Annotated in this window: 12 protein-coding genes; 4 read left to right on the top strand and 8 right to left on the bottom strand. The window is 60.2% G+C overall.

Features of this window, described 5'->3' with window-relative positions; genetic code table 11:
* The first annotated feature begins 15 nt into the window (after positions 1–15).
* The gene (locus tag Q1B40_RS24230) at positions 16–7,545 is read left to right on the top strand and encodes a DUF5801 repeats-in-toxin domain-containing protein (RefSeq protein WP_299820984.1); all 7,530 of its coding nucleotides are present in this window, start codon (positions 16–18) and stop codon (positions 7,543–7,545) included.
* A gap of 446 nt (positions 7,546–7,991) precedes the next feature.
* Here Q1B40_RS24230 and Q1B40_RS24225 read toward each other — a convergent pair whose 3' ends face one another.
* From Q1B40_RS24225 to Q1B40_RS24205, 5 genes are all read right to left on the bottom strand, one after another.
* The gene (locus Q1B40_RS24225; protein ID WP_299820981.1) at positions 7,992–8,696 is read right to left on the bottom strand and encodes a hypothetical protein; all 705 of its coding nucleotides are present in this window, start codon (positions 8,694–8,696) and stop codon (positions 7,992–7,994) included.
* A gap of 144 nt (positions 8,697–8,840) precedes the next feature.
* A complete protein-coding gene (locus Q1B40_RS24220) occupies positions 8,841–9,821 on the bottom strand; it encodes a transglutaminase-like cysteine peptidase (RefSeq protein WP_299820978.1) in 981 nt (326 codons plus the stop codon).
* Between the two features lie 30 nt (positions 9,822–9,851).
* The gene (locus Q1B40_RS24215; RefSeq protein ID WP_299820975.1) at positions 9,852–11,165 is read right to left on the bottom strand and encodes an HlyD family type I secretion periplasmic adaptor subunit; all 1,314 of its coding nucleotides are present in this window, start codon (positions 11,163–11,165) and stop codon (positions 9,852–9,854) included.
* A complete protein-coding gene (locus Q1B40_RS24210; RefSeq protein WP_299820972.1) occupies positions 11,162–13,378 on the bottom strand; it encodes a type I secretion system permease/ATPase in 2,217 nt (738 codons plus the stop codon). Before Q1B40_RS24210 ends, Q1B40_RS24215 begins: the two co-directional genes overlap by 4 nt.
* A gap of 189 nt (positions 13,379–13,567) precedes the next feature.
* Positions 13,568–14,911, bottom strand: coding sequence for a TolC family outer membrane protein (locus tag Q1B40_RS24205; RefSeq protein WP_299820969.1), 1,344 nt, complete (start codon positions 14,909–14,911; stop codon positions 13,568–13,570).
* Positions 14,912–15,471: 560 nt separating this feature from the next.
* Between Q1B40_RS24205 and Q1B40_RS24200 the strand changes: the two genes are divergently transcribed.
* A complete protein-coding gene (locus Q1B40_RS24200) occupies positions 15,472–16,647 on the top strand; it encodes an alpha-D-ribose 1-methylphosphonate 5-triphosphate diphosphatase (protein WP_299820966.1) in 1,176 nt (391 codons plus the stop codon).
* Between the two features lie 114 nt (positions 16,648–16,761).
* Here the strand turns inward: Q1B40_RS24200 and Q1B40_RS24195 are convergent, their stop codons facing one another.
* The 3 genes from Q1B40_RS24195 to Q1B40_RS24185 are packed head-to-tail and all read right to left on the bottom strand — an operon-like array spanning position 16,762 to position 21,491.
* The gene (locus Q1B40_RS24195; RefSeq protein WP_299820963.1) at positions 16,762–17,934 is read right to left on the bottom strand and encodes an osmoprotectant NAGGN system M42 family peptidase; all 1,173 of its coding nucleotides are present in this window, start codon (positions 17,932–17,934) and stop codon (positions 16,762–16,764) included.
* Positions 17,931–19,712, bottom strand: a complete 1,782-nt coding sequence (gene ngg, locus Q1B40_RS24190; protein ID WP_299820960.1) for an N-acetylglutaminylglutamine synthetase — start codon at positions 19,710–19,712, stop codon at positions 17,931–17,933. Before ngg ends, Q1B40_RS24195 begins: the two co-directional genes overlap by 4 nt.
* 3 nt (positions 19,713–19,715) lie before the next feature.
* Positions 19,716–21,491 (bottom strand): N-acetylglutaminylglutamine amidotransferase, encoded by a 1,776-nt coding sequence (locus Q1B40_RS24185; RefSeq protein WP_299820957.1) that lies wholly within the window; start codon positions 21,489–21,491, stop codon positions 19,716–19,718.
* A gap of 84 nt (positions 21,492–21,575) precedes the next feature.
* Here Q1B40_RS24185 and Q1B40_RS24180 point away from each other — a divergent pair, with 84 nt between their 5' ends.
* Positions 21,576–22,052 (top strand): MarR family transcriptional regulator, encoded by a 477-nt coding sequence (locus tag Q1B40_RS24180; RefSeq protein ID WP_299820954.1) that lies wholly within the window; start codon positions 21,576–21,578, stop codon positions 22,050–22,052.
* Between the two features lie 194 nt (positions 22,053–22,246).
* Positions 22,247–22,810: a YopT-type cysteine protease domain-containing protein gene (locus Q1B40_RS24175; RefSeq protein WP_299820951.1), complete on the top strand. Its 564-nt coding sequence runs from the start codon at positions 22,247–22,249 to the stop codon at positions 22,808–22,810.
* Positions 22,811–22,950 lie beyond the last annotated feature (140 nt).

Below are 22,950 nucleotides of genomic sequence, written 5' to 3'. Positions count from 1 at the left end.
ATCAACCTGACGGTGGTGGCCACCGACGGAGATGACGATACCCTCGATGTGACCCTGTCGATCCGCATCGTGGACGACACGCCGATCATCGAGCCCCATAGCCGGGCTGATTACCGCATCATCAGCGACGACGACGACGTTTCAGGCCTCAACGGCAATCCGGGCTTCGGCGACAATCCGGTGGACGGCACCCCGAGCGACAGCCAGGAGTACCACCAGTCCGGCAAGTCTCTGCCGATCTCCTTCGGCGCCGACGGCGGCGAGGTCGTCTGGAACGACGTCACCAGCGCCGGTATCCTGGGCATCAAGGGTGGTCCTGCCAGCATCTCCTTCGAGGTTGTCGACAGCGTCACCACCAGCGTACTTGTGATCAGGCAGGACCAGGGCGACCCGGCCAATCCGGTCACCGTCGCCGAGGTCACCCTTAACAAGGCCACCGGCGCCTACAGCTACGTTCAGGTCGCCAACCTTCTACACGTCGACAACGGCAACAACGTCGAGGACGACGCCACCTTCGTGCTCGGCTACACCGTCACCGACGGCGACGGCGACACCGTCGACGGCTCCATCGACCTCATCATCGATGACGATACGGCGGTTATCACCGAAGATCGCTTGATCGTCAGCGATGACGATGAGCTTTCCGGGAACCCGGGCCAAGCTGGCGCCGAGTTCTGGGACGGCCAGACCACGCCTTACGGATCGGTGACAGAAATCGGCGATGGCGAGGGCATTGGCGCCGGTACACCGGGCGGCGACGACGTTGAGACTGAAAAGACCGGCACGCTTGAATTCTCTGCGGGGGCTGATGGCGGCACGGTTGCCTGGAACACAGACGACAGCGGTACGGTGAAAGGTGCTTCGGATGTCGAGTTCAGGTTGAATGGGGATGGTGCCCTTGAGCTTTGGCAGAGCCAGAACGGGGTGGATGTTCTCATTGTCGAGGTCACACTCGATAAAAATACCGGGGACTATGCTGTTATCCACCATGCTGCTCTCGCGCATGAGGACAATGATCTCAACGACGAGAACAACGCCGACTTCAAGCTGGCCTTCACGGTCACCGATGGTGACGGCGATGAAGCAGATGGCGCGGTAACGCTCCGCCTTGATGACGACACGCCGAGCATCCGTCCGTTCAACGTCAATCCTGATCGCATCATCAGCAAAGAAGGCACATTCGAAGACGGCATCAGCAATGATACCGGCAACCAGTGGAACAAGTCCGGGAAGATTGACTTTTCTGTCGGAGCGGATGGCGCAGCCGACAGTGGGGCGGTTGCCTGGGATGCTGACGGAAGTCAGGCGTCTGACGGCAGTGCTGTCGGCTTCAGCTTTGCGACCGACAGCAACGGTACGCTGATCATCTCTCAGGAGCAGAATGGCAGCGATGTCGTTGTGGCTGAAGTCACGATGAACAGCGCTACCGGGGCATACACGGTCACCCAGAAAGCCAATGTGCTTCACACAGAGACTGACAGCAGCGCCAAACTCACCCTTCAGTTCACGGTGACTGATGGTGACGGCGATACGGTTGTCGGCGAGCGCCTGCTCTGGCTCAGAGACGATACGCCGACAGCGACGCCGAGCACCACAGTCTGGCTCGACGACGAGGACGTTCCGGGCGCCGACGGCAATCCGGGCGGTACTGGCGACAAGACCGATGCCCCGCTCAACTTGACGGGCTTCCTGAACCATTCGTTCGGGGCGGATTCCGACGGCGCGTCGATCTCCTGGCTCGATACGAGTTCCGCGACAGTGGCCGGCCTCGGCTTCACCTTCGAGGTGACCAACGGCGGCGCTACACTGCTGGTCAAGCAGAACGGCGAGTTGGTCATCACCGCGAATGTCAACCAGTCGACGGGTTTCTTCGACATCGTCCACGAAGCACCGATCTCTCATCCCACGGGCAATGACGAGAACGAAGTCACCTTCCAGTTCCGCTACGAGGTGAAGGACGGCGACGGCGACACCGCGCAGAGTTATCTCTGGGTCAATGTCGACGACGACAGCCCGACCGCCACACCGAGCACCACAGTCTGGCTCGACGACGAGGACGTTCCGGGTGCCGACGGCAATCCGGGCGGCACTGGCGACAAGACTGATGCCCCGCTCAACCTGACGGGCTTCCTGAACCATTCGTTCGGGGCGGATTCCGACGGCGCCGCGATCTCCTGGCTCGATACGAGTTCCGCGACGGTGGCCGGCCTCGGCTTCACCTTCGAGGTGACCAACGGCGGCGCCACACTGCTGGTCAAGCAGAGCGGCGAGCTGGTCATCACTGCGAATGTCAACCAGTCGACGGGTTTCTTCGACATCGTCCACGAAGCACCGATCTCTCATCCCACGGGCAATGACGAGAACGAAGTCACCTTCCAGTTCCGCTACGAGGTGAAGGACGGCGACGGCGACACCGCACAGAGTTATCTCTGGGTCAATGTCGACGACGACAGCCCGACCGCCACACCGAGCACCACAGTCTGGCTCGACGACGAGGGCGTTCCGGGCGCCGACGGCAATCCGGGCGGCACTGGCGACAAGACCGATGCCCCGCTCAACCTGACGGGCTTCCTGAACCATTCGTTCGGGGCGGATTCCGACGGCGCCGCGATCTCCTGGCTCGATACGAGTTCCGCGACGGTGGCCGGCCTCGGCTTCACCTTCGAGGTGACCAACGGCGGCGCCACACTGCTGGTCAAGCAGAGCGGCGAGCTGGTCATCACTGCGAATGTCAACCAGTCGACGGGTTTCTTCGACATCGTCCACGAAGCACCGATCTCTCATCCCACGGGCAATGACGAGAACGAAGTCACCTTCCAGTTCCGCTACGAAGTGAAGGACGGCGACGGCGACACCGCACAGAGCTATCTCTGGGTCAATGTCGACGACGACACGCCGATCATCGGCACGGCCAACACCATGGTCCAGCTGGACGACGAGAATGTCGGTACGGATGGCAATGCCGGTGTCGGCACCGATCTGGAAGGCACGTCCCCGGACGAGACCCAGGATACCGATCTGACCGGGACGCTGGCGCATGCGTACGGCGCTGACGGCGCCGGCTCGGTGCTGCTGACGGGCGTTGATACCCTGACCTCGACGCCCACCGCGGCGGAAGAGAGTTTTTACTATGGGGTCAACGCGGCCGGAACGCTGCTGACCATCTACCAGATCCAGAGTTCTGTAGCGGTTGCGGTGCTGTCGGTGACCCTCGATGGTGAGACGTCGGGCTATTACACGGTGGAGCAGCTCGCGCCGATCGATCATCCCGACGGCTCGTCGGAGAACAATGTGTCCTTCGACGTCACTTACCGCGTCACCGACCTTGACGGTGACACCGTCGACGGCACGCTGCCCATCAATGTGGACGACGACAGCCCGGTTGCGAACGATGACACGACTGCGACCGCTGAAGACACCGCGGTGCTGATCGATGTCTTCGCCAATGATTTGGCTGGTGCGGATGGCGTGGATCTGAGCACCGATGTTGCGGTCGCATCGGGCGCATCGAACGGGTCCGTCAGTTACAACAATAACGGCACCTTCACCTACACGCCGAATGGTGGCTATGCCGGTGCGGACAGCTTCACCTACACCATCACGGATGCTGATGGGGATCAGTCGATTGCGACCGTCAACATCACGGTCTCCGCGGTTGACGACGGCGAAGCGACGGTGACGATCACCGGCACGGCCGCAGAAGGCTCCACGCTCACTGCGAACTTTGGCGATGACGATCCCGACGGCGCGGCCTCGGGTGTCACCTACCAGTGGCAGCGCGACGGCGCCGACATCGTCGGGGCAACGGGGACGACCTACGATCTGGTGGCCGATGATGTCGGCGCCAAGATCACCGTCGAGGTGGCCTACACGGACGGCCAGGGCTTCTCCGAGAACATCGAGAGCCCCCAGACCGACACGGTCACGGCGTTGAACGCGGCTCCGGTTCTGGCGTTGAACGATATCGCCGCGGGTGCGACAGCATTCGATGACTTCTCTTCCGGCAACTATTCCGGTGGAAGCGGCTGGAATGGCAACTGGAACGAATACGATCCCGGCCCCCAAAATGACATCCGTATATCGAGCGGACGACTTCGGTTTGATGACAGCACCGATGGTGGAGAAAGCATCTCGCGTGCGATCGACCTGAGCGGAATGTCGACGGCCACTCTTTCCTTCGATTATCGCGGTGACGATCTGGATTCTGGCGAAAACGTTCAAATCCAGGCATGGAATGGCAGTAGTTGGGATACTCTGGGCACGCTTGGCGGAGATTCCGGCGGAAACTTCTCCATCGGGTTATCCTCGGCCCAGATAGGCGCTCACACGCAAATCAGGTTCCTGGCACAGGGAAATTGGGAGAACTCGGAAAACTTCTATATCGACAATGTAAGTGTGACAAATTTGGCGAAAGTGTCCTCGACCGATTTTGTGACCAGCTACACCGAAGGCGATGCGGCCGTTTCGGTTGCCGCTGCCGGTCCGACGATCACGGACGACAATACCATGCTGCAGTCGGCAACCATCCATCTGACCAACGCGCAGGCTGGCGATATCCTGAACACCAGCGGTGTTACGGGCGTCACGGTTGACGGATCGTCGACGGCCACGAGTGTCGTCCTCACGGGGAACGCTTCGCTTGAGGTTTACCAGGCTGCAATCCAGGCGATCACCTACGCAAACACCAATGACGATGCGGATACCACAACGCCCCGAGCTGTCGACGTGAGCGTGACGGACATTGGCGGTCTGACAAGCAACACGGCTACGGCCGAGATCACATTCCTGCCTGTCAACGACGGCAATGCTTCTATCGGCATTACCGGCACGGCCAAAGAAGGCTCTACGCTCACCGCGAACTTTGGTGATGACGATCCCGATGGTGCGGCCTCGGGCGTCACCTACCAGTGGCAGCGCGGCGGTGCGGACATCGACGGGGCGACTGGGTCGACCTACGATCTGGTGTCCGCCGATGTCGGTGCCAGGATCACCGTCGAGGTGGCCTACACCGACGGTCAGGGCTTCTCCGAGAACATCGAGAGCGCCCAGACCGACACGGTCACGCCGTTGAATGCGGCTCCGACACCTGTAGACGACATCGTTCTGAAGAACTTTGGCAACTCGGCGTTCAACATCCCGGAATGGGCGTTCCTGCTCAATGATACCGATCCGGAAGGCGACCCGCTCGACGTTTCCGGTGTCAGCAATGTCAGCAGCCTCGACAGCGTGAACCACACGGCTGGCTCCGGCCCGAACGGGTACGTCAGGATCGACGGCGACAGTGGCTTCGGGCTGGACGGTACGTTCCAGTATGCGGCCTCCGACGGAACGACATCGACAAACGCAACCGTGAGGGTCGTTCAAGACAATAACTCGATTACCGGTACGTCGGACGACGAAATCTTCGCCGGCGATAATGATGGTGACACGTTTGCCGGCGGTGGCGGCAAGGATGCATTCTTTGCCGGCGGCGGCAACGACACGATCCGGGGCGATCAGGACGACCACGTTTTCGATGGTGGCAGCGGTAACGACACGCTCGAAGTCGGCGCCAATTTCACCAGCACCAGCGATGCCCAGATCGTCCGGGTCGAGACAGTCGAGCTCAAGTCGGCGGCTACGCTGGACCTGTCGAATCAGAGCGAGGGGTTCAAGATCCTTGGATCATCCGGCAACGACACCATTGTCGGCGGCGCCGGCAACGACATCATCAACGGTCAGGAAGGCACCGACAGTTTCACCGGCAATGGCGGTGCGGATCAGTTCCGCCTGGTGTCCGATACCGGCACAAAAACGATCGTCGACTATACCGACGGAACCGACAAGATCGGCTTCTTCGACGCCGGTTATACGGCCTTTGGAAGTGTGAATTTCAGCAACACGAGTGGTAATTCAACCGGCCGGACGCTGAACGGGTCCGATTTCTCTATTCGGAGCAGCTTCGCCGATATCAGATATAGCGATGATTATAAGGTTGTGCGGATCGATCAGTCCGGCCTGACGACAGCAGACATCCAGGGCGGGTCTGCTTACAACAACGCGTTGAATACCTATGTGATCGTCTTTAACGACGAGCTCGGGGTCGGTCAGATCTGGTTCGACACGAACTGGATCGGCACCTTGAATCGTTCGTTGGTTGCGACATTGAGCAACATAACGTCGCTCGCACAGCTGCAGAATATCACCGCGTCCGACATCGTCGTCTACAACAGCGAAAATGACCCCATTGCCCTTGACCTCAACGGCGACGGTGTCGACCTCTCCGCAACCGCAGCATTCGACATCGATGCCGATGGCGATCTCAACCAGATCGGCTGGGCCGGTCCGGAGGACGGCCTGCTGGTCATGGACCTGGACGGCTCGGGCAAGATCGAGGATGGAACGGAAGTGTTCTCCGAGGTCTTCGGTGGCGAGTCGTTTGCCAATTCGCTGGAAGCTCTGGCGTCGCTCGACGACAACGGCGACGGCGTGATCGACGCGAACGACGCGGCCTTCGGCAACATCAAGGTGTGGCAGGATGCGAACTCCGACGGCGTCACCCAGGAAGGCGAGCTGCTGAGCCTGGTCGAACGGGGCATCGAGGCAATCAACCTGGAGGCCGATGCGGTCGATCGTGCAGAGAATGGCAACGTCGTCTTCGCGGAAGGCACCTACACCAGGACCGACGGCGGAACCGGCACCTATGTCGGGGTATCGCTGGGGGCTGCGAATGATGACGATGCGGACGCCGAGGATACCGTCCGCCAGTCATCGGGTCTTGCCGCAGGCGCTGCGCTGATGGTCTATGCCGCCTCGACGGCAGAGGTTGCCGCCGGCCTGACCGAGGTCCGTGTGGACGGTGCACCGCTCCATGGCGACATCACCATCGCCGATGACTTCACGGTCACCTACACCTCGATGGCCGGGTTCGAAGGTAGCGATGCGGTCGGACTGGAGCTGGTCTTCGCAGACGGCTCCATCGTCAACCGGACAGTGGAACTGGAGGTTCTCGCGGAAGAGGCCCCGGCCGGCGGGTCTGTACCCGTGAACGCAACGGAGGCTCCGGATACCGGTGACGACAGCACCGGCGAGACAACCGACAGCCCTGCCGGCGATACACCGGTGGCGACGGCGGAGGTTACCATGTCGCTGATCACCGGCGACGACGGCGACAACGTCCTGGTAGGTACCGATGGTGACGACATCCTCGCCGGCGGGCTTGGAGCCGACCTTCTGACCGGCGGTGCCGGTGCCGACACCTTCGTGCTGTCCTCGCTGGCCGAAGCCGACATCATCACGGATTACAGCTTCGACGAAGGTGACAAGCTCGACATCGGTTCCCTGCTTGACGGCGCATTCAATGGAGCCGACGAGAGTACGCTGGTGCGGGCGACAGAGCGCGCAGACGGCAGCGTGACCATCGAGGTCGATATCGACGGGGCCGATGCCGGCCATGACTGGCAGGCTGCAGCCACTCTTCTGGACCATACCTCCATGGGCGACACCGTGCGCATCGTGATGGACCAGGATGGCACGGAAGTCGACATCGCCGTCAACGTCGCCTGAGAAACGTGACGACTGTAGAAAATCAGAGGCGGGCCTTCGGGCCCGCCTCTATTTGTTGATGAACTCCCGTTCGTTATCCCGGACGCTGCGTCGCGAAGATCCGGGATCGGTGAGCTGAGCTCAGACGATAAGAAATCTCATCAACGCATCGATTTATGGCTTTCCGGTTCCGGCACGCGCTTCGCGTGGCCGGGATGACGACCACAACAGTTTTCTCCGTCATGCCATGGCTTGACCATGGCACCCATGCCGTGAATTTGAAACATGCCAATCTGGTGCTCGTGGCAACGAAACGGCATGGATTGCAGGGGCAAGCCCTGCAATGATGGAGCGGATTTGAATGCCTTGAGATGGCATCGCATCGAACGGAGTTGAAGACGACGCCAAGAACGGGTGGAATTATGCCAACCCTGCCTGAAGGGGGCCTGTCAGTTGGGGCTGGTTCTTTAGCGTGTCGCCTGCCGGTTGCGGAGAAGGGCCGCGCCGGTAAGTCCGCAAAGGGCTGTGGCGATGCCGGCGAGGGCGGCGAGAAGGCGGGTCAGGTCAGCAACGCCGCCAAATGCATTTGCCTCAGGTCCGGCCCCGGCCGTGTTGCCGGCTGTGCTTGCGGTGAGGTTGGTCCCGTTGGGCCCGTCGGGCGGCAGGATGGTGAGGCTGCCATCGGGGAGGGCGCCTGTCAGCCGTCCCGCAGGCGATTGCGGATCGTTGAAGTCGTAAACGACGGCTTCGACCTCGACGGTTTTTGCACCCGCGGGAGCGGCCGCGGTATTTTGCGCGGCAAGCAGTTCACTGCCGTCGGCAGATAGCAACGCAATGCGCTGCAGACCGGTTTCCCGTCCCGCCGCATCCAGAACCGTGCGCAAGTAGTCTTCCAACTCTCTGGCGTCGGCGCTGTCCGGCCGGGTTTCGGCAATCGACAGATATTCGGGAATGAGAGGCAGTGCGGCGAGTTCTTCCAGGCGCAGACGCGGACCGGTGAGCCAAGCGTCTTTCAGGGCGCTGACAAGCAGATCGCGATCCTGCGAAACCGCTATTTCCCGAGCCTCCAGCAGCGCCTGCTGTCGTTCTGCGAGCGCGAAACCGCCCAGTGCGAGGCCGGCGCCAACAAGGATACCGCCCAGGCCGAGGCCGAAGGCGGCGGAAATCTGCAATGGTTTTCGAATCGTGGCGCTCTGGTCTCGATCAGACATGACTTGCGTATAGCACGCAGCGCCTGCGTTTGGGGAGACGGAAATGAAGCACCGCTTCGTCTCTTGAGGCGAAAGAGCTTGAGATTACAGGTCGGCGACGTCTGTTTATCTTGTTGCCGACTTCAGACGGGAAGCGAGCCGCACCGGTGAGCCGGGCGTGGGAACATGAGACCACTGTCCGGCGGCATTCACCGAATAAAGAACCTGATAGTGCGGCAGGTCGCGCTCGAAGCGGACACGGGAGAACCGGTTGTCCAGGATCAGCCAGTTTCCTTCGTGGCGCACGGAGAGCACCGCGTGATGCTGACGGGCAGCCGTATCGCGCAGGACGACGATGCGCATGTCCTTGTCTTCGACACCCAGATCCCGCAGCAGCGCGTACTTCAGGATGGCGTAGTCCTCGCAGTCACCGGCGCGCCTGGTCAGGCTTTCCACCGGGCTGGCCCAGTATTCGCCGGTCTTCCACAGACGTGCGTCGTCCCTGTAGGCCAGAACCCGGTTCACCATGTAGTTGACCTTGGGGATCTGCAGTCCGCGGCGCTGTTCCTTCACATCGTCGAGAATGGCGGTATAGGCACGGAAGCTGTTGCGGCCGGCGGCCGAACCTTCCCCGTCGGAGCGGATTTCGTCAAGCGCCCGGGTCCAGCGCTTGGTCACCGGAGACAGCGCGACCGGCTTGCCGAGCGAACCGAAGAGCAGCGTCGGTTTCGCATCCGCAGTGTCCGCTGCGGGCAACTCGATGGATTGACGAGCGGCTTTTTCCAGGGGCGGGGACTTAATGACCGGCTTGGCGAGGGGGGCGATGCGGATGGTCCGCGGCTCCACCGCCTTTGCCGCCGGAAGCGGAACAAAATGCAGTTTCACCGGCAGAGCGTCGGCGGAAACGGTTTCCAGCAGGGAGATCTTGAGGAAGTCGCGGACGTTGGAAATGCCGGTCATTTCAGCCGACGCCAAGGGGCCGTCTTCCGCCTGTGCGGTAACGAATGCCGCCTGCAGCACGAAGGCGCAAGTCAGTGCCCATCCGAATTTGCGCGCAGCTTTCCCGTTCGCAGCCGGCACTGCCGGCGCGGTCGCTCTGTGTTCCATCTGCCGATCGCCTCATTATTTGTCGAGACGTCAGCGCTCCCTGAGTGCCTGGTCCCGAACTTTCTTGATCGGCTTCAAGATGTAGTCCAGAACCGTTTTCTCTCCGGTTAATATATCGATGGACGCGACCATTCCTGGTATTATTGGTAAAGGATCCGTATCTGAACCAAGATAGTTTTTATCTGTTCTGACCGTGACGCGGAAGAAACGATTACCTTCCTCATCTTCGGTGGTGTCCGCACTGATGCGTTCCAGTTCGCCTTCAAGTCCGCCATAAATCGAGTAATCGTAAGCGGTTATCTTCACTGTCGCCTTCTGGCCCGGGTGAAGGAAGGCGACGTCCTTGGGGCGGATCTGGGCTTCGATGAGGAGAGTGTCTTCCAGAGGGACAATCTCGACCAGATCGGCACCCGGCTGCACCACTGCACCGATGGTGGTGATGTTCAGCTTGTTGACAATACCCTTGACCGGTGAGGTCAGCTCCGTCCGGCGCACCCGGTCGGCCGCCCCTTTGAGGCTTTCGTTAATAACCGCAAGTTCGCCGCGGGACTCGGCCAGTTGCTGTCTTGCCTCGGAAACGAAGGTCGAGATGGCGCTGCGCGAGCGTTCGCGGGCTTCCTCCTTGGCTGCCTGGGAGCGCATGACGGATGCCTTGGTGATTGCCAGCTCACCTTCGCTCTCCTTCAACTGACGCGAGAGCCGGAGAAATTCGATCTCCGGCAGCACCTTGCGCTCGTAGAGGCGCTGGTTGATTTCCACTTCGCGCGCCATGATCTCGATAACGGAGTCCAGCTTGGCCTGTTTGGCGAGCAGTTCCTGATATTCCTGCTCGCGCTGGGAGGCCTGGTTCCTGAGGACGCTCAACTCGTTTTCAAGGCTTGTCTTCTTGTCCCGATAGACATTCCTCTCCTCGGCGATCAGGCCGGGCACTTCCTTTTCCAGCACTTCTGGAAAGACCAGCGGTTTCTGATCCGCTTCCGCCTGCAGCCGCTCGATCCGTGCCATCAGGCCCCACTGGCGCTGCCGGATTTCTCCCAGCTGCGAGGAAAACGTGGTGTCGTCGATTTCGATCAGCGATTGGCCTTCTTCGACGATGTCGCCTTCCTGGACGAAGATATTCTCCACGATGCCCGCATCGGGTGCCTGCACCACCTGTATCTGGCGGGAGGGGATCACGCGGCCGTCGCCTCTGGTGACTTCCTCCAGTTCGGCCAGATATGCCCAGGCCAGTCCGACGACAAACAGCACGAGGCCGATGCGGATCACGTTGGTGGTGTATCGCGGCGGCTTGGTCTGGATGACATCGCGGATATCGTTGGCGTAGTTCCAGTCGCCCGGGTTCATAACACGGTACCCTTGCCGGCCTGCTGGGAGGCATTCATCGCGCCAAGCTCCTGGAGCTTTTTCAGCACCTCCTTGCGGGGGCCGTCCAGCGCCAGCTTGCCGTAGTCGAGAGTGATCAGACGGTCGGTCAGTTCCACAAGGCTCATGCGGTGCGTGCTGATGATGACGGTGGTATCGGCGCTGTTGTGTTCCTTCAGCCGCGCGATCAGGCGGCGCTCCGAGGCAAGGTCCTGATGGCTTGACGGCTCGTCCAGAAACAGGATGCGGGGTTTGCGGAGCAGGATCCTGGCAAGGGCCACGGACTGTTTCTGGCCGCCGGACAGGAACCTGCCACCTTCGCCGACCTGAAGATCATAGCCGAGAGGGTTCTGCGCGACGAATTCCTCGACACCGGCAATCCGGGCCACCTCGATGAGAGCGTCATCATCGGCAAAGGGATCGCCCGCGCTGATGTTTTCCCGCACCGTTCCACTGAAAAGCACGTTGTCCTGGGAGAGAAAGCCGACATTTGCGCGCAGGTCGGCAGGGTCGAACTGCCTGGTGTCCGTCCCGTCAATCAGAACAGCGCCGTCGGAGGGATAATACAGGCCGGAGGTCAAGCGGCCGATCGTGCTTTTGCCGGAGCCGACACGGCCGATCAGGCCGACCGTTTCGCCCGGCGCGATCTTGAAGGAGATGTTCTTCAGACTGTCGTCTTCGGCGCCGGGATAGCGGAAATCCACGCCCTTGAATTCCACGGACCCCGATGTGACCCGCTTGTTGATGTAGGTCCTGCCGGGCTTGCGCTCGGTTTCGGTCATCATGATCTCGTTCAGGATCTTGTAGGAATGCGTTGTCTGGCGCAAGCGGGTGAGGGTGTTGGCGACATTGGCGAGCGGCGCCAGCACACGGCCGGAGAGCATCATGGCGGCAATCAGCGCGCCCATGGTGATGTCTCCGCTGGAGATGAGATAAACACCCCAGACGATAATTCCGATGGAAACGCTGGCCTGGACGAAGCCGGTTCCCGATTGCGCGATGAGGGCCCAGAACCGGCCCTTCATGATCGCCCCGCTGCTGGCGGCGACCGAGCGTTCCCATTTGGTCTGCATGCGGCTTTCCGCATTGAGCGCCCGGACCGTGTCGAGATTGGCAATGCTTTCCACCAGGATCGAATGCCGGATGGCGCTTTCCTTGTGGGACTTTTCGATTGCTCCGGACAGGGGTGCCTGAACGAACAGGCTGATGGCGAGGACGACCGGAATTGCCACCAGGGGAACAACCGCAACGGATCCGACCAGCAGAAACAGGACAGCGACGAAGATGCCGATGAACAGAAGATCGATCAGGGACACCAGCGACGAGGACGTGATGAACTCCCTGACGTTCTCGAATTCACGGATGTGATTGGCGAATTGTCCTGAACTGGCCGGTCTCTTTTCGAAATCGATGGCCAGGGCGTGTGCGAAGATCTTGCTGGCCAGCGCATTGTCGGCCTGCTTGCCCGCCACGTTGATGATCTGCCCGCGGGCGATCTTCAAAATGGCGTCGAATACGAGCGACAGGATGACGCCGATCGCCAGCGCCCACAAGGTCGGGATGGCGTTGTTCGGCACCACGCGGTCATAGACATTCATGGTGAACAGCGGCGAGGCAAGGGCAAGCAGATTGATCAGAAGCGCGGCGAGAGCAACGTGGACATAGTCGCGCCAGTAGGAGGTGATCGTGCTCCAGAACCAGTGTCCGTCAAAGCCGAGAACACGCTCGCTCTTGCCGGAACTGTCGACTGCCGGCTGAAAGAAGATGGCGTATTCGCTGTAATTGTCCTCAAACTCGGCCATGGACTGGTGAAGCTTCGCCGCCGGGGCGAGGGGATCCACCAGCTCGATGGTTCCGGCTTCCTTGTCGAAGCCGGTCAGGACAAGCATTTCGGAATTTTTCATCGCGACGATGCACGGGAGCGCCGCCAGCGGGATGGAATCGATATCCTTGCGGTCCGGCAGGGCCTTCAGGCCGCAATTGGAAGCCGCGCGGCCGAGAATACCGATGCCGAGAGTGTCACTGGTCTGGGGCAGGCCGTTCCAGATTACCGAGTCGGTAACATGATACCCATGCACACGGGCTATGTATTTCAGGGCCGAGGCAAGAGGATCCCGGCTGGCCGAAGCTTTTCCCGGCGCTTCTGATCCAGGCTTCTTGTCGTTGGTATTCTGCAGCATATCGGTGCCGCCCATGGGCTGTTTCGCCGCGAAAACTATGTCGCCGGGCGTCGGGTGAACGGACCTGTCGGCCCCCGCTGACGGCTCCTGGACGAACAGGCGCGCAACTGGTGACTTTTCCCCGGCCGGATTTTCTCGTGCGGCGCTCCGAATTGAATGACAGGCCTGCCGGATGTCCGGCAAGCCAAATCTGCCCGCAATTCGTTAGAACTTACGTAACGGCTCGATATTGAAGTTGGCGCTTTGCGGGAAAATCGACGCATTGTCGCGCTGGCCGTCCATCGCCTCCGCAGGCGGGGTGACATTCAGAAATGCGAGCAGGTCGCCGGATGTCGCACGCAGCTGGTAAGTGGAGAAGGTGTAGATGGCCCGGGCGGAGATCAGTTCGATTTCACTGTTGAACAGGGCGTTTTCCGCGTTCAGCACGTCAAGCAGCGTCCGCTGACCGATATCGTACTCCTGACGATATCCCCCGACGACCTCACGGTTGGCTTCCAGTTGCTCGCGAAGTGCCTTGATGCGGTCCGTCAGTGTGGTGACGGATGCCCAGGAGCGCTCGATGCCTTCCTTGAGTTCCCGGCGCACCCGGTCGACTGCGATCTGGGCTTCGGCCAGGCGCTCGCTGAATTCAAGCGACAAGGCCGTGTCGCGGCCGCCGTTGTACAGGTTCCAGGAAAAGACCAGCTTGCCGGAGTATTCATTGTTGCGGCCTTCGATGCCACCGAGGTCGTCGCCAACGGTGGCCCGGCCCCTCAGTGAAATCTCAGGAAGGAAATTCCCCTTCGTGGCGTCATACTGGTATTTCGCCGCATCCGCATCCGCCAGTGCCGCGCGCACCTGCGGGTGCTGCTGGGCGGCCACGTCGACGAGACGATTGACCGGCCCGGGGGGAATACTGGCCGGTTTTGCCGGTTCCAGCCTTGCCGGCTTGTTTCCGACGATGCGTTCGTATTTGGCGATCGTGTCGAGAAGCGATTTGTGGACTTCGGTGACGATGACTTCGGCCGCAGCAACCCGTTCCCTTGCCTGGGCAAGATCGGCAGCGCCTGTTTCACCACCCTGGTAGCGCTCGTCGACATCGGAGAAAATGCGGCGATGCTTGCTCACGTTCATGCGGGCCTTGGAGAGGATGGCCGTATGACGCAATACGTCGATATAGGCCTCAACCGCATCAAGCGCGGTTGCTTCCGAACGTTCCATCACCCTGAGAGCTGCTCCGTCAACGCGGGCGCTCTGACGATAGACTTCGTTCACGGAAGCAAAACCATCGAACAGCAACTGCTGGACGGTCACGGAAAGCTCCGAAGCGGTCCGCCACTCGTCGTTCTCGTTGGCGGTAAAGGAGTTCGGCCGGTCGAGCCGTTCCGGTCCGACTTCGCCTGACAGATCGACGGAGGGCAGGAATGCACCCTGTGACCTGCGGTATTCCTGATCGCGAGCACGGCGGTTCGCCGCAGACTCCAATACGTCCGGATTGGTTGAAACGGCTTCCTGAACAACCTGTCTGAGGTCGGCAGCGGAAGATACATCAACCAAGCAGGTGCTCATCAAAAGCGCCAAAAAAACTCGCATTGCTTACCCATGCCCATAAAATTTCAATGTGCGGACATTATTATACGTTGTTCGTTTTCCCAAGTGCGGACTGGAATTAAGCACTCGTTAAACTTCCGGGTGTTGCCGGATTACAACGATGAGCGACGAGATTTCCAATTTTGGGCGATATTCACAGCTAAGCCACCTATATATTTCGAGTTATTTAAATTGAAAAATTATTTAATGCACTTCTAGGTAAGGTGTTCGTGCCCTCGAACACTTTTGAATGGTGGTTTCTACCGATTCGAGTTTTCTTCAAGCGACTGCACTTTCGCAGCGGTTCACATGCCGATAAAACACTGAAAGCTGCTCCCGCATCGCCACCGCGACGATACTCCCGGAAACAGGCACCTGCGCGGCGGTTTCTTCGCGGTGTGAAAACTCCCGTACGAGGGCTTCGGTTCTGTACCCCGTCACAATCGTGTTCCTCATGGGGCATAATCTGCGCCGCGAACAACGGTTGAAGGTGTCTGTTTTGGTGTGGCGTGACCGTCGCGCGACATAAAGGAGAAGGCATGACATTTGCTGACAGGCAAGCTCCGACCGGCAGCGAGCTGACAATTCTGAAAAACGCACGGGTCGTGCTCCGTGACGAGATCGTCAGCGGTCACGTGTCGATAGCCGGAGGAGAAATCGTATCCGTCGATACCGGGGCAGGGCCTCGAGCGGGCACGGATCTTGACGGCGATTATCTTCTTCCCGGGCTTGTCGATATTCACACCGATCATTTCGAAAAGCATGTTTATCCGCGCGCCCATGTGCGCTGGGACCCGCTGCGTGCGGCATTGGCCCACGATGCGCAAATCATCGGCGGCGGCGTCACCACCGTTTTTGACAGTCTTTGCGTCGGGGCGACCTTGAAGAACCCAGAGCGACGGGAAATCCTGGCGCCGATGATCGATGCGCTTGAGCAGGCGCAGACTGCGGGCATGCTGCGGTCGGAGCATCTGGTTCATTTGCGCTGCGAGATCACCGATCCGGAGACGGCCCGGCTGACGGAAGAAAATATAGCGAAGCCCATCGTCCGCATGATTTCGGTGATGGAGCATCTTCCAGGCCGGCGGCAGAGCCGGGACATTGAAGGCTACATCTCACGCCGGATGGCCGATAGCGGTCTCTCGAGAGCGACCGTCGAAAAGGACACCGAGAAGCTCCTGGCCTTGTCCGACGAGATCGGTCACCGGGTCCGCCCTGCTGTCGTGGCGCTGGCGCATCGTCACAAGCTGCCGTTGCTCAGTCATGACGATACCGAAGAAGTCCACATCGACGAGGCGGTTTTAGAAGGAATTGCCGTTTCCGAATTTCCCTGCACACTCGAAGCCGCCCGCAAGGCGAGAGAGCACGGGATGCATGTGGTCGGCGGTGCACCGAATGTTCTCAGGGGCGGGTCACAGTCCGGCAACATCGCGGTGAGCGATCTCATGGCTGAGGATCTGGTCGACATCCTGGCATCCGACTATGTGCCGCGTTCACTGCTCGACAGCGCATTCCTGATCGCGGCCGACGCGGCATTCAGTGCCGATCTGGCGGAGGCGGTGAGGATGGTGAGCAAAACGCCGGCCGAAGTCGCCGGACTGTCAGACCGGGGCGAGATCGCCACCGGCAAACGCGCCGATCTCCTGCATGTCGGTCTGCACAACGGCCATCCTTTCGTGAAGCAAGCCTGGCGGGCCGGACAGAGAGTGCTTTAAGGCCATGAGCCTTGCCGCTGCCTGCGATCAGGGGAACGCGGGCAGCGGCAAGGCTGTAAAAGCGATCAAGCCTTTATCGTCTGATCGGTACCGATCGAGATCCTGCCGGTGTGGCTATTCCGCGGCCGTTTCCGGCAATGGCACCTCGATCTCGGGATTGAGCTCCTGATCGGCGTCTGCCGTCGGCTGCCGGGTGAAGCCCTTGAGGTCTGAGAACTCGCGGGCGTCCCGCTGGATCTGGACCGGGCTGAGCGCGTAAACGGTGGCAAGTTCAGCCAGCGATCGCAATGCATGCATGTGAATGCGCTCATACCCGTGGCTGGCGTCTACACCGAAAGTAACCAGCGCAGTTCGCACGTCCGCGCCAGCCTCGATGGCAGTGGCGGCGTCGGAGCGATAGAAGCGGAAGACATCCTTCTGGTACTTGATGTCATTGTCGCGGCACAGCTGGACCATCTTTCGTGTCAGATGAAAATCAAACGGTCCCGTCTGATCGGCCATGGCGATTGTGACGCCGAATTCGTCGGAATTCTGACCGGGGGCGGTGGTGCCGTTGTCGATGGCCACCAGCGAGGCGATGTCAGGCGTCAGGATCGATTGCGCGCCATGGCCGGTTTCCTCCGCGATGGTGAACAGCCAGAAGACATCGACTGTCGGCTCGACGTCCGCTTCCACCATTGCCTTGATTGCGGCGAGCATCACCGCAACGCCGGCCTTGTTGTCCAGGTGCCTCGATACAATGAATCCGTTTTCCAGAAACTCGGGAAGCGGATCAATGGCGACGAAATCACCCACATCCAGGCCGAGCCGGTGAAGGTCTGTTTCCGACTTGGAATAGGCATCGACCCGGAGTTCGACATATTCCCAGCCGACGGGCATCTCATCGATACCCTTGTTGAAAGTGTGGCCCGATGCCTTCAGCGGCAGAATCGTCCCGGTATAGGCGCCGTTTTCGGAAAATATCGTCGTTCGGGCGCCTTCTGCAAAGCGTGCGGACCAGTGTCCGATTGGAACGAGCTCCAGACGCCCGTTGTCTTTCAGCGATTTGACCTGCGCCCCGAGTGTATCGAGATGCGAGACGAAGGCTCTGGCCGGCTTGCGCTTCTTGCCCGGGATCCTGGCGCGGACGCCACCCCTCCGGGTTATCTCGTAGAAGACGCCGAGGGACTCCAGCTCCTTGGAAACATGCCTTACGATTTCGTCCGTATAGCCGGTCGGGCTTGGAATTTTCAGCAGATCCTGAAGTTTTTTCGTCAGATAGGAAATATCGATATTCAGCAGTGTCATGGCCCGGTCCGGTTCATTGTCGTCCTGACCGGTTGCGGCACCGACAGGGGAAACAGGAAATCGACGAAGCGTTCGGCGGTGGGCTGTGGCTCATGATTGGCAAGCCCGGGCCGCTCATTGGCTTCAATGAAACGATAGTCCGGTTTTCGAGGGTCCTCGACCATCAAGTCAATGCCTGTCACGGGAATTTCTATGGCGCGGGCAGCCTTTACGGCAGCATCGACAAGTGCGTGATGGGTCTCCCCCGTGACGTCGTGAATGGTGCCGCCGGTGTGCAGATTGGCCGTGCGTCTCACGGCAAGTCTTCGCCCTTCGGGCAGAATGTCCTCAAGCTTGAAACCATTCGCGCTCAGGCAGCGCTCAACCTCGTCGTCGACGATGATCCTGGATTCGCCGCCCGTCGCGGCAGCGCGCCTGCGGGACTGGATCTCGATCAGCTCCCCGATGGTCGCCCGGCCGTTGCCTGTGACCTCGGCCGGCTTGCGCAGCGCGGCCGCGACCACCTTGTAGTCGATGACCACCAGGCGCAGGTCCTGGCCGGTGACGAATTCCTCGATCAGCACGTCGTTGGAAAAGGTTCTGGCAACATCGATGGCTGCCGTGACGTCTTCCGCAGTGGTCAGGCCTATGGCGATGCCCTTGCCCTGTTCCCCGCGGGCAGGCTTGACGACCACGGAGCCATATTTCTCCAGAAACGCCGCGTTTTCGTCCGCAGACCCCGCCAGTATTTGTCCGGGAACATCTACGCCCGCGCGCTGGACGATGCGCCGCGTGGTGGCCTTGTCGTCGCACAGGGACATGGCTACGGCGCTGGTGAACTCGCTTAGGGACTCCCGGCATGCGACGGACCGCCCACCATAGGAGAGCCGGTAGAAGCCACCGGCCGCGTCGATGATTTCTGCCTGGATACCGCGCCGCCGGGCTTCGTTGATCACGATCGTGGCATAGGGATTGAGCTTGTCGTCCAGCGCCGGGCCGGCAAAGAGAGCCTCGTTTATGGTGTTCTTGCGCTTGACGGTGAAAAACGGCACCCGTTCGAATCCGAGTTTCTCGTAAAGACCGATGGCCAGGTCGTTGTCATGCAACACGGACAGGTCCATGTGCGGCAGGCCCTTGCCCTTGAACACCTCGGCGAGCCGTCGGACCAGAGCTTCACCGACGCCGGGGAAGCGCGCCTGGGGCGAGACCGACAGACACCACAGTGAACTGCCCAGGTCCGCACCGCTGGTTGCCTGGCGGTGGTCGACGCCCATGGCGGTGCCGACAATCGCGCCCGTGTCGTCTTCCTCGGCCACCAGCACGGTAATCGTTCTGGGATCGAGGTCGGACCAGAAGAACTCCGGCGGGACCGGGACCATGCCCCGGCTGATATAGAGCTCGTTGATGGCTTCGGCGTCCGAGCGCGACGACAGCCGCCGGACCGTAAAGCCCATGCGGCGGCTCCGGGCCGCGCGGTAGGTCGCCAGGTTCAGCCGGAACGTATGGGAGGGATCGAGGAAAAGCTCCTGCGGTGCACTGCCGACCAGCACGTGCGGATCACGCACGTAAAAGGCGATGTCGCGCCGGTCAGGCCGCTCGTTGCGGAGCATCTCCACGAGCTTGTCCGTCTGCTGGTAGGTGTTGGCAAAGACAAGTCGGCCCCAGCCGCAATTGATATAGCGGTCTTTCTGGAGTTCGCTTTCCTCAAGCCTGAATTCCGGCTTGAGACCATGTTCGCGCATGCGCTTCAGGCGGTGATCGAACGCGCCCTTGGGCCGTGATGGTTCGTTCTCGGCCATGGATCAGACCTCCTGTGCCTGCAGCCACATTTCCAGCAATGCAACCTGCCAGAGTTCGGAGCCGCGCAGCGGCGTGATGTATTCGGTCGGGTTGGCGTAGAGCTTTTCCAGATAAACGTTGTTGAAGAGGCCGCGTTCCCTTGCTGCCTGACTGGACAGCGTATCGCGCACCATATCCAGATAGTCGCCCTGAATATATTTGAGGGCAGGGACCGGAAAATAGCCCTTCGGACGGTCGATCACTTCACTCGGGATCACCTTGCGGGCGGCTTCCTTCAGAACGCCCTTGCCTTGCTGGGCCAGCTTGAATTCTGCCGGGATCCGCCCGGCGAGTTCCACCAGTTCATGATCGAGAAACGGCACGCGCGCCTCCAGGCCCCAGGCCATGGAGTGATTGTCGACGCGCTTCACCGGATCGTCGACGAGCATGACGTTGGTGTCGAGGCGCAAAGCCTTGTCGACGGGATCTTCGGCGCCAGGGCGTGCAAAATGGGCTTCGACAAAGGCGAGGCTTTCGTCTCTGGCGCAGTGATAATCGGGAGAAACGGCTTCCGCCATCTGCGCTTCCGTCCGGTCGAAGAAGCCGGCCGCATAGTCCTGAACCGGCTGGTTCGATCCGGTCAGTTTCGGATACCAGTGATAGCCGGCGAAGACCTCGTCCGCACCCTGGCCGGACTGGACCACCTTGATGTGCTTGGAGACCTCCCGCGACAGCAGGTAGAAACCGATATTGTCGTAGGAAACCATGGGTTCCGACATGGCGCGGATCGCACCCGGCAGGTTTTCCTGAAGTTCGGAGGACGGGATGAAGATCTGGTGGTGATTGGTGCCGTAGTGCTCGGCGATCAGGTCCGAATACTGGAATTCATCGCCTTTTTCGCCATGAGCTTCCTCAAAGCCGATTGAAAATGTCGCAAGGCCCTGCTGGCCTTCTTCGGCAAGCAGGCCGACGATCATGGAAGAGTCGACGCCGCCGGACAGCAGAACGCCGACAGGCACGTCCGCGACCATGCGCCGGCGGACCGCCTTGCGGAGACCTTCCAGAACCATGTCGCGCCAGTCGTCTGCGCTGCGGGAAAGGTCTTCGGCCGACTTTTCAAACATCGGCTCCCACCATGTCACGTCGGTGAAGCGGCCATCGGTCTCGATGGTCCTGACCGTCGCTGCCGGCAGCTTGCGGACCCCGTTCAGGATCGTGCGGGGCGCGGGAACCACCGCATGCCAGCTCATGTAATGGTGCAGGGCGACTCGGTCGATGGAGGTGTCGATATTGCCGCCGGCCAGCAGGGCGGGCAGGGAGGAGGCGAAAGCGAGCCTGCCGTCGGCTTCGCTGAAATAAAGCGGCTTGATGCCGAAGCGGTCGCGGGCAAGGTGAATGCGGCCGCTGTCATGTTCGTGAATGGCGACCGCGAACATGCCGTGGAAACGGGAAAAACAGTCTTTGCCCCATTCCTTCCAGGCCTTCAGGATGACCTCGGTGTCGCTGGTGGAGAAAAACGAATAGCCCTTGGCGCTCAGTTCGGCGCGCAGTTTCTGATAGTTGTAGATGCAGCCGTTGAAGACCAGCGACAGACCGAGAGCGGTGTCGGTCATCGGCTGGGCGCCACGGTCACTCAGGTCGATGATTTTCAGACGCCTGTGGCCAAAAGCGACCCGGCCGCGCTGGGTCACGCCCATGCTGTCGGGACCGCGCGCCTCCATCGCGTCAGCCATCCGGCGAACCCGGACAACATCAGCCTGATCGTTCTTGAAAACCACTTCGCCGCAAATGCCGCACATATTGACAAGTCTCTCTGTTTCCTGAAAACACGGACACTATATAGAACTCTGATTATTAGAGTTCAAATTAACAGGGGTGTTACGATGCAGGCGGTGGGTTCGTCGCAAGTGATCAAGGCCATTCGCAGGATCGTGCGGGCCATCGATCTGCGGTCTCGGGAAGTGTCCCGTCTGACCGGGCTCACCATCCCGCAAATCGTTGTCCTGCAAGGTGTTCGGGACCTGGGTGAGGTGACGACGAAGGTTCTTTCCAACAACGCCGATCTGAGCTCCGCGACTGTCGTGACCATACTGGACAAACTTGAGGAAAAGGGCCTGGTCGAACGCTACAGGTCCGTCTCCGACAGGCGAATCGTACACACGAAACTGACCGAGGATGGCAAGAAAACAGCCGCCAATCTTCCCGGTCTGCTGCATGAGGAATTCGAAAAGAAGTTCGCTGACCTGGACGCGGTAGAGCGTCTGCGCCTGGTCGGGGCGATCGAACAGATCGCGGAAATGATGAATGCGCACAAGCTGGACGCCGCTCCGATCCTGATGACAGGCAAGCTGCCCGATTGAGCCACGAAAATCGACGGTCGTGATTTTGAATGCGAGCGTTTCATGGTTTACGGCGGGGTGTGACGACACCAGTATGCGGATGGGTGCCGCATTGCAACCTTGGCGCTTGAAATAACATTCAGGCACGCTAAAAATGCAATCTGCGGCATCTGTTGTGGCTGGATGCCGGTTCCTGTTTGGTGGGAGATCTGATCATGGAACCCGAAGTCTTTGCAAGCGGTGTGGAAAACGTGGGTGCGACGTTAGTGCCGTTCGATCAATCCGATCTAGTCGAACGGCGGCCCTACATGCACGAAGGGGCCTGTTACGCATTTGTTCTTGCCTGGATCCGGCGGCAGAGAGAAATTGCTTCCAACCGTCCCGTCACCGGCAAGACACAGACTGTGGAAGACGTAAGCTGGCTGTCGGAACAGAAAAATCGTGGCAATATTTCCGAGAGTTCAGATTTGTTCCTGCGCGGCAACGGTTTGCGCTCTGACGGGGCCATAGGGTTCAGAGACGTGGACTGGCACAAGCTCTGGTTTTTCCTGTCGGCCCGTCCCGGCTATTACATTGTCGGCGTCGCTCCGGCCATTGGTAGCGGACATGCGATCGGTTTCGACACGACGAACGGATCTGCTATCATGTTCGAGCCGAACTACGGTGCCGTGACCTTCAATTCCGCTCAGGATATGAAGCGCTTTTTCGGCCAGTTCTGGGGAAAAGCCTATCCGGATCTCGCGCGGGGCGTGAAGGCTACGATCCAGCGCTACGTGTGACACGCCTGCCAGACGCTGCATCGAGGGCCATATTGTTGAGGAATTTCGTCCGGCCATCCATGGCAGCTGGAGACGATTGCCAAAAGAACTTGACGTTTTCGAGACAACAGTGAAAGCAGGCGGATACAGTCCCTGCGGTC

The sequence above is a fragment of the uncultured Roseibium sp. genome (assembly GCF_947496995.1).
Lineage (GTDB): Bacteria > Pseudomonadota > Alphaproteobacteria > Rhizobiales > Stappiaceae > Roseibium.
The sequence above is the reverse complement of the archived record's forward strand: the minus strand, read 5'-3'. Positions and strand labels throughout refer to the sequence as shown.

Coding starts and splice junctions, on each gene's coding strand:
- Q1B40_RS24220 (WP_299820978.1), bottom strand. CDS start 9,821: ATGGAACACAGAGCGACCGCGCCGGCAGTGCCGGCTGCGAACGGGAAA.
- Q1B40_RS24215 (WP_299820975.1), bottom strand. CDS start 11,165: ATGAACCCGGGCGACTGGAACTACGCCAACGATATCCGCGATGTCATC.
- Q1B40_RS24210 (WP_299820972.1), bottom strand. CDS start 13,378: ATGGGCGGCACCGATATGCTGCAGAATACCAACGACAAGAAGCCTGGA.
- Q1B40_RS24205 (WP_299820969.1), bottom strand. CDS start 14,911: ATGAGCACCTGCTTGGTTGATGTATCTTCCGCTGCCGACCTCAGACAG.
- Q1B40_RS24200 (WP_299820966.1), top strand. CDS start 15,472: ATGACATTTGCTGACAGGCAAGCTCCGACCGGCAGCGAGCTGACAATT.
- Q1B40_RS24195 (WP_299820963.1), bottom strand. CDS start 17,934: ATGACACTGCTGAATATCGATATTTCCTATCTGACGAAAAAACTTCAG.
- ngg (WP_299820960.1), bottom strand. CDS start 19,712: ATGGCCGAGAACGAACCATCACGGCCCAAGGGCGCGTTCGATCACCGC.
- Q1B40_RS24185 (WP_299820957.1), bottom strand. CDS start 21,491: ATGTGCGGCATTTGCGGCGAAGTGGTTTTCAAGAACGATCAGGCTGAT.
- Q1B40_RS24180 (WP_299820954.1), top strand. CDS start 21,576: ATGCAGGCGGTGGGTTCGTCGCAAGTGATCAAGGCCATTCGCAGGATC.
- Q1B40_RS24175 (WP_299820951.1), top strand. CDS start 22,247: ATGGAACCCGAAGTCTTTGCAAGCGGTGTGGAAAACGTGGGTGCGACG.